Genomic DNA, 15,651 nt, shown 5'->3' with positions numbered 1-15,651 from the left:
TTTGGTGTTTTGCAAATATAGTTGATTTTTGTGAATCAGATTGATAAAAAAACGGAGAATTGGACAACCAGATACGTGTTTTTTTTGTTATATTAATATCACACACTTAAAAACTGTTTATTATGGCAAAATGCGGTAGGCTACTATCTTATGGATTGTTTCTAGGATTCCTTTTGAATGAAAACTTATATGCGCAAGAAAAAAAGATTCTTCCTATAGACTCATTGGTAACTGTAGGATATGCCACAGGAAGCCTCAAGAACTTATCCGGATCGGTGGAAAAAATCACAGAAATACAGATGAATAAAGACCAGATAACGAATCCATTGGAAGCGATTCGTGGGCGTGTTCCCGGTCTGACGATACAAAAAGGAACCAATGGACCGGCGGCTTTGGATGCAGTGCGTTTACGTGGCACCACATCATTGACCAGCGGAAATGATCCGTTGATCATCGTAGATGGAGTATTTGGCGACTTAAGTATGCTTACTTCCATATATCCGACAGATATTGAGAGCTTTACTATTTTGAAAGACGCATCAGAAACGGCACAGTATGGCTCACGCGGAGCTTCGGGAGTTATTGAAATTACTACAAAGAAAGGAGTAAGCGGAAAAACACAAGTGAGTTATAATGGAAGCTTTGGAGTGGCAACAGTCTACAAAAACTTGAAAATGTTGTCGGCAAACGATTTTCGTAAGGTTGCGGCACAACGGGGAATATCCATATTGGATAAAGGGAATGATACTGATTTCCAAAAAGAGATAGAGCAAACAGGATTGCAGCAGAATCATCATGTCGCATTTTATGGTGGTTCCAGTTCATCCAGTTACAGAGTCTCACTTGGATATATGGATCGTCAGGGAGTGATTTTGAATGAAGATATGAAGAATTTTACTTCAAATATGAATATGTCGCAGAAAGTCTTTGACGGATTCCTGAATTGTGAATTAGGAATGTTTGGTTCTATACAGAAGAACCGTAACCTAGTGGATCATCAAAAAACATTCTATTCGGCAGCTACTTTCAACCCGACTTACCCGAATCATAAAGATCCTGTTACCGGTTCGTGGGATCAGATTACTACAGCGAGCCAGATCACGAATCCTTTGGCATGGATGGAAGTGAAAGATGATGATGCTACTTCTCATATCAGCACACACGCACGACTGACATTCAATCTGATGAATGAACTAAAAATGGTGTTATTTGGAGCATATACCTATAATATTATTGAGAATTCCCAGTATTTGCCAACATCTGTTTGGGCACATGGGCAAGCGTATAAAGGAACCAGAAAGATGGAATCATTATTGGGGAATTTGATGCTGACCTATAAGAAAGGATGGAAGAAACATTTTTTTGATGTATTGGCATTGGCGGAGTTGCAGAAAGAAACTTATACAGGTTTCTATACTACTGTGACTAATTTCAATACGGATAAGTTTGGTTATGATAATTTGCAGGCAGGAGCTGTCCGTTTGTGGGAAGGGACGAATTCATATTATGAACAACCTCATTTGGCTTCTTTCTTAGGACGTTTTAATTATACTTTTGCCGATCGTTATATCTTGACGGTTAATGCCCGTACAGATGCTTCCTCTAAGTTCGGAGCAAATCATAAATGGGGATTTTTTCCTTCTGTGTCAGCGGCTTGGGTAATCAGTCAAGAGAAGTTTATGAAACGTTTTCCTTTGATTGATAATTTAAAGTTCCGTATCGGTTATGGTCTGGCTGGTAATCAGAGTGGAATTGATTCGTACACGACATTGAATCTGGTGAAACCGAATGGTGTTGTTCCTGTAGGAAATTCTCCTGTGGTGTCATTGGATAATTTACGGAATACAAATCCGGATTTAAAATGGGAAGTAAAGCATACATTCAATACGGGAATAGATGTTGCTATGTTGGGGAACCGTTTGTTGCTTTCTGCCAATTTTTATAATTCGAAGACAAAGGATATGCTCTATCTTTACAATGTGAGTGTACCGCCATTTACCTATAATACACTGTTGGCTAATATTGGTTCTATGCGCAACTATGGTACGGAAGTAGCTATTGGTATCACTCCTTTAAAGACACAAGACATGGAGTTGAATATCAATGCGAATATTACTTTTCAGCGAAATAAACTGTTATCATTGAGTGGAATGTATAATGGGGAAGCGATTTCTGCACCTGAATATAAAAGTTTAGCCAGTCTGGATGGTGCCGGATTCCATGGAGGATATAATCATCTGGTTTATCAGATAGTGGGACAGCCATTAGGTGTTTTCTATCTACCACATTGTAAAGGATTGGTGTCTGATGGAAATGGAGGATATACATATGACATAGCCGATTTGAATGGGGAAGGGGTCAGCTTGGAAGATGGGGAAGACCGTTATGTAGCCGGACAGGCTGTGCCTAAGACTATTTTAGGGTCGAATATTAGTTTTCGGTATAAACGTTTTGATATTTCTGTACAGGTTAATGGAGCTTTTGGACATAAGATTTATAATGGTACTTCACTGACGTATATGAACATGAATATATTTCCCGATTATAATGTAATGGAGGGAGCTTCGCAAAGGAATATCAAAGATCAGACAGCTACTGATTATTGGTTGGAAAAGGGAAATTACGTCAATTTTGATTATATGACTATCGGATGGAATGTACCGATCGAGCAAGTGCAGAAGTTGAAGAGATATGTTAGTTTTTTGCGTTTGGCTTTTACGGTTAATAATCTGGCAACTATTTCGGGTTATTCAGGACTCTCACCGATGATCAACAGTTCGACGATTAATTCTACAATAGGGGTGGATGATAAGAGGGGATATCCGTTGGTGCGGACTTATACATTAGGACTGAGTATAAATTTTTAATGGAAGAGGAAACATGAAACAGTTATTGAAAAAGATAAGTCTTATTTTGCTATCAGGTATAGTTTTGTTTTCGTGTGATCGTTTCTTGAAAGAAGATCCGAGAGATAAGTTGCCCGAAGAGGAAGTATACAAAACATTATCTGACTTGTATCTCAATACGGTGGCTTCACTCTATAATTATGTGGGTGGTTTTAGTGATAGTCAGGGATTACAAGGAACGGGTAGGGGTGTCTATGATCTGAACACGTTTACTACTGATGAAGCCATTGTTCCGACAAGAGGCGGTGACTGGTATGATGGTGGATTCTGGCGGGGATTGTTTTTGCATCAGTGGGGGGTGGAGAATGATGCAATTCAGGCAACTTGGGAATATCTTTATAAGGTGGTGATGTTATGTAATAAATCATTGGAAGAGATAGACCGGTTTAGCGAGGCACATACTGATGGCGTTCTTCCTGTTTATCGGGCAGAGGTTCAGGCGATGAGAGCTATGTATTATTATTATCTGATGGATATGTTTGGGTGTGTTCCTTTGGTGCTATCATCGTCCCCTACTATGAAAGATGTGGTGCAAAGTGAACGGAAAGCAGTCTTTGATTTCGTCATTCAGCAGTTGCAGGAAGCTGCTCCTTTATTAAGTGAAGTGCATAGTAATCAATCCGGTCCCTATTATGGGCGTATTACTCGTCCGGTAGTTTTATTCCTGTTGGCGAAACTGGCTTTGAATGCTGAAGTTTATACAGATAATGATTGGACGGATCATCAACGCCCTAATGGGAGAAATATTTATTTTGAAGTGAATGGTGAACAGCTGAATGCCTGGCAGACGGTGATAACCTATTGTGATCAGTTGAAGGACATGGGATATCGGCTAGAACCGGATTATCGAACTAACTTTGCCGTATTCAATGAACCGTCTGTGGAGAATATTTTTACGATTCCAATGAATAAGACGATGTATACGAATCAGATGCAGTATCTTTTCCGGTCCCGTCATTATAATCATGCGAAAGCCTATGGGTTGGGGGGAGAAAACGGACCGAGTGCAACTATTGAGGCACTTGAGACTTTTGGCTATGAGACCACAGGGCAGGACCCTCGTTTTGACTTTTGTTATTTTGCAGGGATTGTCTATGATTTGAAAGGAAATGTAGTCCGGTTGGATAATGGTACAGTTTTGGAATATTTGCCTTGGGAGGTAGCTTTGGATATTTCGGATACGCCAGCTGAACAAACGGCAGGAGCACGTATGAAAAAATATGAAGTGGATGAAACGGGTACAAAGGATGGCAAGCTGATGGAAAATGATATTGTTTTGTTTCGTTATGCAGATATTTTGTTGATGAAAAGTGAGGCAAAAGTACGTAACGGTGAGAACGGGGATACTGAACTGAATGAAGTGCGGGGACGTGTGGGGGCTTCGTCCCGTATAGCTACTTTGGAAACCTTACTCGATGAACGTCAATTAGAGTTGGCTTGGGAAGGATGGAGACGACAAGACTTAATTCGTTTCGAAAAGTTTACGAGGGCTTATAGTAGCCGTCCACCATTACCGGATGAAGAGAACGGCTATACAACCGTATTTCCTATTCCTGAGAAAATACGGTTGATGGCAAGTATGAAGCAAAATCCCGGATATTGATGTTTTGAAAAATCATTTTCCTGTCAGCACATCAATCATCTGTTGTTGTTTCTCGTTATTTCGGATAATTCCAAATCCTCCTTTGTAGTCCCAATTGGCGTATCCGATACCATATTTTTCGCAGATGGATACGATGTCTTTGTACCATTGTATACGATCTTTTTCGGGTGCTCCGTGGATAGCACCAAACTCGCCGAGATAGGCTTTCTTACCAAGCTGGGTTGCTGCATCAAAGGCTTGTTTGATTTGATTCTCCAAAGTGTTGATGTCATTGTAGCCATTTTTGCCGGCTGCATAACCATAACGGTTTTTCATGGATTGTTCCATTGCTGCAAAATCATTATCGGATATGAGATTACCGGGATAATGTATAGTGCATGGAATATCCTTCATGTCTGTCCATGATGCACGATAGTGGGTAAACATGAACGGATTGTAGAAATGAAAACTAATAATAATATTTTTATCATCCTTAGGGACACGTAATTGTTTTACTGTGTCAAATGACTGCCAACGGTTTGAACCGATGATAATGGTGCGTTTGGGCTCTAATTTTCTTACAACAGCCAAACAATGATTGACTATCGTATTCCATACTTCAGGATCATCTGCCACTGGTTCATTCATAAGTTCGTAGGCTACCATCGAACGAGGATATTTTGATAACTCAGCAGATATTTTGCGCCAACATTCATAGAACCGTTCTTGTGCTTTCTTTTCTGTGAATAGTGGCTTGTCTTGTGCGTTAAAGTGATGGGTTCGAATGATATGCAGATCGACTACAGCACGTAAGTCAAATTCTTTGCACCATCCTAATGCTTTATGTAAAAGTCCGAAAGCTTCTGGGTCAGGAGTTAAATCTTCGTTGAACATTTGCTCTTCATCGATGGGAATTCTCAGATGATCGAACCCGCACTCTGCCAAGAATTTTACATCGTCGCGTGTAAACCACTTTATACGTTCTTCACCCCGGCTATCGCTCTGTGACAACCAATGACTGATGTTTATACCCCGATGAATAGTGAATGACTTGGCATTGCAAGTACATAGCATCGTTGTAACTGTCATAATAAATAGCAGAAAAATCTTTTTCATGGTATTTGTATGTTTAATGGTTGATTAGTTATTTACCACTCGTCGGGACCGTGATCATGACCGCGTGGGCGAACCGGCTTCTCTGAATAAGGTAATTCTTTGCCTGAGTGTACCGCATAAAGTCTTTTAGCTGAATCCATCATTGCTTTAGTTTGCTCTTTATATGGACGGTCAGTGACGTCTATGCAACCACAGTTATAATTTTCACCATCCATACGTCCTAATATATCTTGATCATACCAAGTGAAATAGGCGGTGCCAATAAGTCCCGGGTGGGCATATCCATTCTCTACATAATAACGATATGCCATTCCACGTTCTTTTTGTGAATCAACTTGCCAGAGAGATTGACCTTGCCCGCGATCAACCGTACCAAAATGGAATTCACCAATGATCATTGGGCGACCGGACTCTGCTAATACGCGGTCCATCATTTTGCTATCAGGTGCAAGTGCATAGCAATTGAAACTGATGACATCAAATACTTTACTACAAATATCCAATAGTTTACCATTTACAGCATGTATGTCTCCAAAGCGGTAGCCGAGATTGAGATGATGGGGATCGAGTTTCATTTGCATCGCCTTCAATTCTTCAATATATCGGCGGAATGTATCATATACAAATGCTTTACGTGTTTCAGGGGTATCGCCATTTTGAGTTAGGTATTTTATTAAAGCAGTCTTAATCCCTCTTTCGGGACCGTCGATAATTAGTTTACATACACGCTGCTCTTGTCCTACCCAAACAGGTTCGTTCCCCATAAAATAACCTATCAGCCAGGGATTGTCGCGATTGGGATCAATGGTATGACGCATCGAACGCTCTAACTTTTCATGAAAGTTCTCTTCATAAATATTACCTAAACCCATAAGAGAGGCATCGGCACCAGCGGGATAGAGTGTGCACATAAAGGCTTTTCGATTCAGTTGCTCTAAACGTTTGTCGGACCAGTTACCTATGGTATTCACTCCCCATTTGTCCATGCGTTTAATGGTGGTTTCAGAAGCTTTAGTGAAGTTATCCTCCCCATAACGCCGTTCGAGATTCCAAGCATCATAGTATGCTATCGTACCATTGCGTGAATCAGTCTTGTGAATGAATTTTTCAGGTGGGAGTTGTTTTAGCATTTTTTCGCGATGTTCAACATTACGTACTGAACCACCTCCTGAATTGTACACACAGTCGACACCTACCGAAAGAAACAGATATCCTTCAGGATCGACGAACCACCAACGTCCGTCAATACATTCGGTACGGAAAAATCCGGTGCCTTTGATACGATGAGCTTTATAACCGCCGTATTTCGAATAACCGTAAAGTTTTTCTGCTGATACTTTTTCTTGTTTCTCAGCGCGCCATGCTTTTTGAAGTTGATTCAAAGAGTGTATTTTATTCGGGTAATCGACTAAGTTGGATTGTCCGAATTCGTCTAGGGCAGGTATTTCTCCCAGATAGGTATCACCCGGATCATTGACAGCAAGCTCAATGTTACGAATTTCGAAGGTTTGATCGCCGATGGGTGCTCGCATACGTGCTCCAATTGAATCAACTCCTGTCATAGGACCTACATTCCCGCCAATATTTATCCAACCTGTGTAACGTGGCTGATTGTAGGTGGCAGCCATATCGACTGCGGACGCTGGAGGTTCGCTAAAAAAACGTATGGGAATAGCTAGACGATTCCATTGACCGGGGGTATAAGAATGAATACGTACTTCATCGTAACCATGGGAAGTGGTAAATCCCAGGTGAAAACGTTGCGAAGTTGATACTTTCATTTCGATGATCACATAATTATAGCCATTCCAATCTGTAGGCATTTGAGGGTTGATGTCGTGAATAGCGATTTTACCGCCGGACATCTCTCGTGAGGAATTAAAGCGAATGCTATGGCTACTTGGCGTATTGGCCACTGTTGTGACTGCCCAGAATGACAGTAAGGTACAAATAATGTGTAATTTCATAATGTATAGCAGTTGAGTATGATAACTAAATACAAAGGTAAGGATTTTATTTTATTTTATACATAAAAAAGGCTGTCTTGCAATGAATTGTAAAACAGCCTATATCATATAAAGCTTTCAGTCTGAAAGAATTAGTATAGCACCTTTAATCGAAGAAACTCTTGAATTTCTTAAATATTTTCTCTTTTACGGAAGTACTAGGCTTAAAATTATCGGAATCGTCCATCTTTTCAAGCATACTCTTTTCTTCTTTGTTCAGAGTTTCCGGTACATAAATACTGATGTTTACCAATAAATCTCCCGTTCCGTAACCATTGACATTTGGAAGCCCTTTGCCACGTAAACGAAGGACTTTTCCTGGTTGTGTACCTGAATCGATTTTTACTTTTACCTTACCGTCAATTGTCGGAATTTCAACTGCACCACCTATCGCTGCTGTTGGGAAACTTAATAGTAAATTATAAATCAAGTCATTATCATCACGGATCAAGTCTGGGTGCGGCTCTTCTTCTACAAGGATCAGCAGATCTCCCGGTACACCATTGTGTTTTCCGGCATTTCCTTTTCCACTCATGGAAAGCTGCATACCATCTGCTACTCCGGCAGGGATCTGTACGGTCACTACTTCTTCACCATAAACAACTCCGTCTCCTCCACATTCGTTACACTTGTTCTTGATGATTTTACCTTCACCATTACAAGTAGGACAAGTAGATCGGGTTTGCATCGTCCCTAAGATAGTCTGTTGGTTACGGATTACCGTACCACTACCTTTACAAGTTGGACAAGTTTCTGTACCTCCGTCGCTTTCGGCACCTGTACCATGACAGTGATTACATGGCACATATTTTTTGAGTTTGAATTTCTTTTCTACTCCTGTTGAGATTTCTTTTAAAGTCAGTTTCACTTTTACACGAAGATCGCTACCGCGATAGCGTCTTTGCTGTGTGCTACCACTACCGCCAAATCCGCTGAAACCACCAAAGCCTCCGCCAAATCCACCACGACCTCCGAAGATATCACCAAACATAGAGAAGATATCATCCATAGACATACCTTCGCCACCGAAACCTCCGAATGGACCGCCATTACCAGCCGCACCGCTTACTCCTGCGTGTCCGAACTGATCATAACGCGAACGTTTGTCCGGATTGCTTAATACATCATACGCTTCGGCGGCCTCTTTAAATTTTTCTTCCGCTGTTTTATCACCCGGATTTTTATCCGGGTGATATTGGATTGCTTTTTTGCGGTAGGCTTTTTTTATTTCTTCTACTGTGGCTGTCTTCGATACTTCCAGCACTTCATAATAATCTCTTTTTTCTGCCATCTTTATTTTGTTTTCAGCCAATCATTAATCATTATCCATTGTTCATAAATAACTATTCTCCAACTACCACTTTTGCATGGCGGATTACTTTGTCATTTAATGTATATCCGGTTTGTACACAATCCAGGATTTTTCCTTTTTGTTCTTTAGTTGGTGCAGGGATAACGGCGATTGCTTCATGATAATCAGTATCCAAGGGTTGGTTGATAGTTTCAATTACTTTGACTCCGTTTTGTCCCAGAGCTGCCATAAACTTGTTGTAGATTAGTTCGACCCCCTCTTTAACAGCTTTTACGTCTTTAGCTGTCTCCATAGTCTTAATTGCACGTTCGAAGTCGTCAATTACAGGTAAAATGCTACTGATACTTTTTTCGCCACCGTTCAGGATAAGTTCGGCTTTTTCCTTTATTGTACGTTTACGATAGTTGTCGAATTCAGCAGAGAGACGCAGATATTTGTCTTTCTGTTCTTCGATGGTAGCATTGGCTTCATCAAGTTCTTTCTCTAACTTTTCTTCCGGAGTCAGAGGAGCTGCATCTTCCGCTTGTTCATTCTGCGGTTGCTCCGCTGTATTCTGAGTCTCTTCAACGTTCAACTCTTCTTCTTTTACTTTTTTTTCTTTCGGGTCCATATTTTAATCTATTTTTTATTCGTAATATCAAAATCCTGAGCAAAAACTTTGCCAATATGGCGGTTTTGCCAAAAAACGTTGCAAAGGTAATACATTTATGCCAGATTGACACATTCCTGATAGTTCATTATTCATTTTAAATGTCTACCTTTGCACACTCAAAAAGTCAATAGTAACTAGTAAAATAGTAAATAATAGAAGATGATTACAGTTTCAAACGTTTCGGTACAGTTTGGTAAAAGGGTGTTGTTTAATGACGTAAATTTGAAGTTTACGAGTGGTAACTGCTATGGTATAATTGGTGCCAATGGTGCAGGAAAGTCTACATTTCTTCGCACGATTTATGGAGATTTGGATCCTACAACCGGTACGATTGCATTAGGACCGGGAGAACGGCTCTCAGTCTTGAGTCAGGACCACTTTAAGTGGGATGCTTTTACAGTAATGGAAACCGTGATGATGGGGCATACTGTTTTGTGGGATATCATGAAACAACGTGAAGCGTTGTATGCTAAAGAGGACTTTACAGATGAGGATGGATTGAAGGTATCTGAATTGGAAGAAAAATTTGCTGAACTTGACGGATGGAACGCAGAGAGTGACGCTGCTATGTTGTTGAGTGGGTTGGGTGTGAAAGAAGATAAACACTATACATTGATGGGTGAACTGAGTGGTAAAGAAAAGGTGCGTGTGATGTTGGCACAAGCATTGTATGGTAACCCGGATAATCTGTTGTTGGATGAGCCTACCAATGATTTGGATATGGAAACAGTAACCTGGTTGGAAGAGTATCTCTCAAATTTTGAGCATACGGTATTGGTTGTGAGCCATGACCGTCACTTCCTTGACTCAGTTTGTACACACACTGTGGATATTGATTATGGAAAGATTAATCTATTTGCAGGTAACTATAGTTTCTGGTATGAATCCAGCCAGTTGGCTCTTCGTCAGCAACAGAATCAGAAGGCAAAGGCGGAAGAGAAGAAGAAAGAGTTGGAAGAGTTTATTCGTCGGTTCAGTGCTAATGTGGCAAAGAGTAAACAGACTACAAGTCGTAAGAAAATGTTGGAAAAACTGAATGTGGAAGAAATTAAACCTTCTTCACGTAAGTATCCGGGTATCATTTTTACCCCCGAACGCGAACCGGGCAATCAAATTCTGGAAGTATCGGGGTTGAGCAAAAAGACTGAAGAAGGTATTGTATTGTTCAATGACGTAAACTTTAACGTGGAAAAGGGAGATAAGATTGTATTCCTTTCACGTAATCCGCGTGCAATGACAGCATTTTTCGAGATCATTAATGGAAATATGAAGCAGGATGCCGGACACTTTAATTGGGGGGTGACTATTACAACGGCTTATTTACCTTTGGATAATACTAGTTTCTTTGATTCGGACTTAAATCTGGTAGACTGGTTAAGTCAGTTTGGTGAAGGTAACGAGGTGTATATGAAGAGTTTCCTTGGACGTATGTTGTTTTCTGGTGAAGAAGTATTGAAGAAGGTGAGTGTTCTTTCCGGAGGCGAGAAGATGCGTTGTATGATCGCCCGTATGCAGCTTCGGAATGCAAACTGTTTGATTCTGGATACTCCGACTAATCACTTGGATTTGGAATCTATTCAGGCATTTAATAATAATCTGAAAACATATAAAGGAAATATTCTCTTCTCATCTCATGACCATGAGTTTATTCAGACGGTTGCAAACCGTATTATCGAATTGACTCCGAATGGTATTATTGATAAGATGATGGAATATGATGAATATATTACTTCTGATCATATCAAAGAGCTGAGAGCGAAAATGTATGGCGATTAAAAATTAATCGTTTATAAATAACGGGCTGAAAGCTTAACTAGTTGTAATCCGTATGGATTGTTAGTTTGGCTTTCAGCCCGAATTATATGCAGGAATTATTTCTTGTAAATCAGTTTACTGGGAGTATTTGCTCCAAACAAATCATCACCTAATGTAGTAATTTTATTTCCAGTGGCCACAACGTGGCGAAGATTGTCGCATCCCATGAATGCTCCATATTCAATAGCTGTTACACTAGGTGGTAGCTCCAATGTGCCGCAAAGACGTCCGCAATTACTGAATGACCGTTGCCCTATAGATTTGAGGTTATGTGGTAACTTAACCCTTAACAGGTATTTTTTTTGTGAGAAAGTGAAATCAGGAATCGCGGTAACATTCGTGTTGGATATGTCAATTGAGACTAAATTAGGCATATAGTCACGTATTAATTTGAAGTCTGCATTATCAAGTTTTCCTTCAACAGTCAGGAAATTGATGTCTTTCGGCTGTAATCCGGCACTGATAATTTCATCTTCTAACTTACCCATTGCTCCAACTTGCAATGTAGTCTCTATCGGTTCTCCTTCAATGAAAGCAAATTTTTCCCATCTGTTTTTATTACGATATTCGTCACTGCTACCTAACGGAACAAATATAGCGGTTATGCTATCTGCTAATGCTTCCGGGAGCAAGTTGGGTGCTGTCTTTTTCCGGATCTGACAGATTTTCAGTTTATCACATCCTTTGAATGCAGCGTCTTCTATATTCTTGGTCTTTTCAGAAAGAATAACTTTCTCAAGAGTTGCTTTTCCTTTTGTTACCCCATTTACTACGTTTGAAAAAGCATAAGCCGGAATAAAATTCGGCATATACATATAAAACTTTCCGTCCGGATAAGTTCCTGCTTTTCCACTGTACATCTTTATTTCAGCATTGGAGATATCCAATACTTTCAGATTATTAAATTCATCTCGCAGATGCCTGAAGTCTTCCGCGTTCAATTTTCCTGTTAGTGTCAGATGCGTTACACTGTTTGCTTCCTCTTGAGTCATCAAGGAAATCAGTGTGCCAGGTTTGCTGACATAATAGGTTTTACTCACTTGTGAGGCTGCTCCTAAAGCGTTAGTAGCCAGTAAAAAACTTATCAGTAGTTGTCTAATTTTCATAATCATGCAGATTTATTCATACAAATATAGGAAAAATAGGTAAAATACGACGATATTTTATGTTTTATATCTAATTTTGCAACCTGATAACACATTATAAAAAATGGAAGTGGAAGAATTGATTGAAAATAAGGAAGCTCAACGTATCCCTGCATGGGCAAGTATCTTACTAATGGTGATGGGGTTCTTTGTGTTTTTGGGGCTATATAGTAAGATCATTAGTTGGGGATTGGCGGTAACTGTTGGGGAAGGATTGATGAAAGCGGGGATGTGGAAGTATATTATAACAGAATTCTGCATGCTGCTGGCTGTTCTTTCTTCGGCAATGATTCTGCTTTATTTTGAGCGTCGTCCTTTTTCAGATTTGGGATTATCTCTAAAAGGTCATATCGGAGGAATCTGGTATGGAGCTTTATTGGCTTTTGCGATATATGTTCTCGGTTTTGGTCTGTCTTTTATTACTGGGTTGGTAGAGGTAACCAGTTTTCAATTTGTTCCTGAAACATTAGTATGGACTTTCTGTTTTTTCTTGCTTGTTGCATTGACTGAAGAAATTATGATGCGTGGCTATATTTTGGGACGATTGATGCACACAAAACTAAACAAGTTTCTTTCGCTTTTGATTTCTTCTTTATTATTTGCTACTATGCATCTCTTTAATCCGAATATTGCATTTTTACCTATGTTGAATCTGGTGCTTGCCGGAATGTTGCTTGGAGCCTCTTTTTTATATACCCGTAATCTTTGCTTTCCTCTGTCACTCCATCTTTTCTGGAATTGGATACAAGGTCCGATATTAGGCTATGAAGTGAGTGGTAATGATTTTGGTACTTCAATGCTGACTTTGTACTTACCTGAAAAAAATGCACTGAATGGCGGAGCCTTCGGGTTTGAAGGCTCGCTCATTTGTACAGTACTTATGGTTGTATTTACTATTCTGATTATATGGTGGGGAGAGAAAAGAGAAGCAATCAGTCTTGCGGTACCCCGATCATGCTAAGTTGAATACGTTTTCGGTCGGTATCTACATTCATGACTTTGACCATGACTTGTTGGTGAATAGATACGATTTCTGTCGGATCGGAGATATATCGTTCCGCTAATTGGGAGAGATGGACAAGTCCGTTTTCTTTTATACCTATATCGACAAATGCTCCGAAATTTGTGATATTTCCTACTATGCCGGGTAGAATCATACCTTCGCGTAGGTCTGTAATGGTACGTACATTTTTATCAAATTCGAAAACTTTAATTGTTTTACGCGGGTCCCGTCCAGGTTTGTCAAGTTCTTGCATAATATCTTGCAAGGTTGGTAAACCGACAGTAGAGGTAATATAATTAGATATATTAATTTTCTGTCGGAGTTCTTTATTTGCGATCAATTCGCTGACGGAACATTTCAGGTCTTTTGCCATTTGTTCTACAATACAATAACTTTCCGGATGTACAGCTGTATTATCCAAAGGGTTTTGTGCATTGGGGATGCGAAGGAAACCGGCACATTGTTCAAAAGCTTTTGCACCCATTCGTGGAACTTTCATTAACTCTTTACGAGAGGTAAAGGCTCCGTTCCCGGCACGGTAATTTACGATGTTTTGTGCTAATTGTGGACCTAACCCTGAGATATAAATCAAAAGATGATTACTAGCTGTATTTAAATTTACACCGACTAGGTTTACGCAGTTTTCAACTGTCTGGTCAAGTGCTTTTTTCAGTTTTGACTGGTCTACATCATGTTGATATTGTCCTACCCCAATAGACTTGGGATCGATTTTGACAAGTTCTGCCAAAGGATCCATAAGTCGGCGACCAATAGAAACGGCTCCTCGTACAGTTACGTCATAATCAGGAAATTCATCACGAGCAGTCTTTGATGCCGAATAAATAGAAGCCCCCTGTTCGCTAACTACAAATACGGGAATCTGACGGTCGAAAGTCTGCTGATTGATAAAATCTTCCGTTTCGCGGCTGGCAGTTCCATTTCCAATTGAGATAGCTTCAATCTGATAAGCTTCTACCATTTTACGAAGTTTGGAAGCTGCTTCTCCGGTTTTGCTGACAGGAGGATGAGGATAAATGTTTTCATTATGCAATAAATTGCCCTGTGCGTCCAGGCAGACCACTTTGCATCCTGTACGAAATCCAGGATCAATAGCAAGTACCCGTTTTTGTCCTAAGGGAGGTGCTAATAACAACTGACGTAAGTTTTCTGTAAATACACGGATCGCTTCATCATCTGCTTTCTCTTTGGACTGAGCTGCAAATTCTGTTTCAATAGAAGGCTTGAGTAGTCTTTTATATGAATCAGTAATTGCTTCGTTCACTTGACGGCTGCATTCGTTATTGCCATGAATAAATTGTCGTTCCAAGCGTTCAATGCATTCTTTGTCATCCGGACTGATAGACACTTTTAAGAATCCTTCTGCCTCTGCTCTACGAATGGCAAGTAAACGATGAGAAGTACAACGTTTCAAAGATTCGGAGAAGTTAAAATAGTCCCGATATTTAGCAGCTTCTTCCTCTTTTCCTTTTATCACTTTGGCAATGATTTGCCCCTGACGATTAAATTGGTTACGAATAACATTTCGGGCTCGTTCGTCTTCATTTATTTGTTCTGCAATGATATCGCGGGCACCTTTTAATGCATCTTCTACGTCTTTAACTTCTCCTTTGACGAACGTAGCAGCTTTGGAGGTGAGATTGTTTTCTCTCTGTAACAACATGATCATGGCGAGAGGCTCCAAACCTTTTTGACGGGCTACCTCTGCACGTGTCTTCCGTTTGGGTTTATAGGGAAGGTAGATGTCTTCCAATTCCGTCGGGTTCCAGGTGTCGTTGATACGTTTTTCAAGTTCCGGAGTTAGTTTTCCTTGTTCGTTGATTGTACTAAGAATTGTTTCTTTTCTTTTAGTTATATCACATAATTTATCATGCTGCTCTTTGATATTCTCAATTTGTACTTCATCCAGTCCACCTGTAACTTCTTTACGATAACGGCTAATGAAAGGGATAGTTGCACCTTCTGCCAGGAGTTGGAGAGTACTGCTGATCTGTTTTTCCGGTATACCTAATAATCCGGATATCATTCTGTGAAATAATTCCATAAATATTTTTTTTGCAAATAAATGAACGACAAAAATACACATAAATCTATTA

At 40.0% G+C, this 15,651-nt stretch carries 10 protein-coding genes; 4 read left to right on the top strand and 6 right to left on the bottom strand.

All coding sequences use genetic code 11. The features are described from left to right. Positions 1–122 precede the first annotated feature (122 nt). Both CZ225_RS13890 and CZ225_RS13885 read left to right on the top strand, forming a co-directional pair. On the top strand, positions 123–2,867 hold the full coding sequence (locus tag CZ225_RS13890) for a SusC/RagA family TonB-linked outer membrane protein (protein WP_077154495.1): 2,745 nt from the start codon (positions 123–125) through the stop codon (positions 2,865–2,867). Positions 2,868–2,880: 13 nt separating this feature from the next. Further along, positions 2,881–4,509, top strand: coding sequence for a RagB/SusD family nutrient uptake outer membrane protein (locus tag CZ225_RS13885; protein ID WP_077154494.1), 1,629 nt, complete (start codon positions 2,881–2,883; stop codon positions 4,507–4,509). A gap of 12 nt (positions 4,510–4,521) precedes the next feature. Here CZ225_RS13885 and CZ225_RS13880 read toward each other — a convergent pair whose 3' ends face one another. From CZ225_RS13880 to CZ225_RS13865, 4 genes are all read right to left on the bottom strand, one after another. Beyond that, a complete protein-coding gene (locus CZ225_RS13880; RefSeq protein WP_077154493.1) occupies positions 4,522–5,604 on the bottom strand; it encodes a glycoside hydrolase family 5 protein in 1,083 nt (360 codons plus the stop codon). Positions 5,605–5,636: 32 nt separating this feature from the next. After that, positions 5,637–7,571, bottom strand: a complete 1,935-nt coding sequence (locus CZ225_RS13875) for a hypothetical protein (protein ID WP_129585808.1) — start codon at positions 7,569–7,571, stop codon at positions 5,637–5,639. 145 nt (positions 7,572–7,716) lie between these two features. After that, positions 7,717–8,901, bottom strand: coding sequence for a molecular chaperone DnaJ (gene dnaJ / locus CZ225_RS13870; protein ID WP_077154491.1), 1,185 nt, complete (start codon positions 8,899–8,901; stop codon positions 7,717–7,719). Positions 8,902–8,953: 52 nt separating this feature from the next. Then, positions 8,954–9,532, bottom strand: a complete 579-nt coding sequence (locus tag CZ225_RS13865; protein WP_077154490.1) for a nucleotide exchange factor GrpE — start codon at positions 9,530–9,532, stop codon at positions 8,954–8,956. 201 nt (positions 9,533–9,733) lie between these two features. Here CZ225_RS13865 and CZ225_RS13860 point away from each other — a divergent pair, with 201 nt between their 5' ends. Then, complete coding sequence (locus CZ225_RS13860; RefSeq protein WP_077154489.1) at positions 9,734–11,350, top strand: ABC-F family ATP-binding cassette domain-containing protein; 1,617 nt, start codon at positions 9,734–9,736, stop codon at positions 11,348–11,350. Between the two features lie 95 nt (positions 11,351–11,445). Here the strand turns inward: CZ225_RS13860 and CZ225_RS13855 are convergent, their stop codons facing one another. After that, the gene (locus tag CZ225_RS13855) at positions 11,446–12,495 is read right to left on the bottom strand and encodes a leucine-rich repeat domain-containing protein (RefSeq protein ID WP_077155833.1); all 1,050 of its coding nucleotides are present in this window, start codon (positions 12,493–12,495) and stop codon (positions 11,446–11,448) included. Between the two features lie 103 nt (positions 12,496–12,598). On the opposite strand from CZ225_RS13855, the gene CZ225_RS13850 reads away from it, so the two are divergent. Further along, the gene (locus CZ225_RS13850; protein ID WP_077154488.1) at positions 12,599–13,495 is read left to right on the top strand and encodes a CPBP family intramembrane glutamic endopeptidase; all 897 of its coding nucleotides are present in this window, start codon (positions 12,599–12,601) and stop codon (positions 13,493–13,495) included. On the opposite strand, the gene CZ225_RS13845 is transcribed toward CZ225_RS13850, so the two are convergent. Continuing rightward, positions 13,467–15,599, bottom strand: coding sequence for a Tex family protein (locus CZ225_RS13845; protein WP_077154487.1), 2,133 nt, complete (start codon positions 15,597–15,599; stop codon positions 13,467–13,469). The two genes, CZ225_RS13850 and CZ225_RS13845, sit on opposite strands and share 29 nt — an antisense overlap. Positions 15,600–15,651: the final 52 nt, after the last annotated feature.

Origin of the sequence: Bacteroides bouchesdurhonensis (assembly GCF_900155865.1) — a bacterium.
GTDB lineage: Bacteria > Bacteroidota > Bacteroidia > Bacteroidales > Bacteroidaceae > Bacteroides > Bacteroides bouchesdurhonensis.
This window is presented reverse-complemented; position numbering and strand designations above follow the sequence as displayed.

Excerpts from the sequence above, each read along its gene's own strand:
- CZ225_RS13890 (WP_077154495.1), top strand. The coding sequence starts at position 123 with ATGGCAAAATGCGGTAGGCTACTATCTTATGGATTGTTTCTAGGATTC.
- CZ225_RS13885 (WP_077154494.1), top strand. The coding sequence starts at position 2,881 with ATGAAACAGTTATTGAAAAAGATAAGTCTTATTTTGCTATCAGGTATA.
- CZ225_RS13880 (WP_077154493.1), bottom strand. The coding sequence starts at position 5,604 with ATGAAAAAGATTTTTCTGCTATTTATTATGACAGTTACAACGATGCTA.
- CZ225_RS13875 (WP_129585808.1), bottom strand. The coding sequence starts at position 7,571 with ATGAAATTACACATTATTTGTACCTTACTGTCATTCTGGGCAGTCACA.
- dnaJ (WP_077154491.1), bottom strand. The coding sequence starts at position 8,901 with ATGGCAGAAAAAAGAGATTATTATGAAGTGCTGGAAGTATCGAAGACA.
- CZ225_RS13865 (WP_077154490.1), bottom strand. The coding sequence starts at position 9,532 with ATGGACCCGAAAGAAAAAAAAGTAAAAGAAGAAGAGTTGAACGTTGAA.
- CZ225_RS13860 (WP_077154489.1), top strand. The coding sequence starts at position 9,734 with ATGATTACAGTTTCAAACGTTTCGGTACAGTTTGGTAAAAGGGTGTTG.
- CZ225_RS13855 (WP_077155833.1), bottom strand. The coding sequence starts at position 12,495 with ATGAAAATTAGACAACTACTGATAAGTTTTTTACTGGCTACTAACGCT.
- CZ225_RS13850 (WP_077154488.1), top strand. The coding sequence starts at position 12,599 with ATGGAAGTGGAAGAATTGATTGAAAATAAGGAAGCTCAACGTATCCCT.
- CZ225_RS13845 (WP_077154487.1), bottom strand. The coding sequence starts at position 15,599 with ATGGAATTATTTCACAGAATGATATCCGGATTATTAGGTATACCGGAA.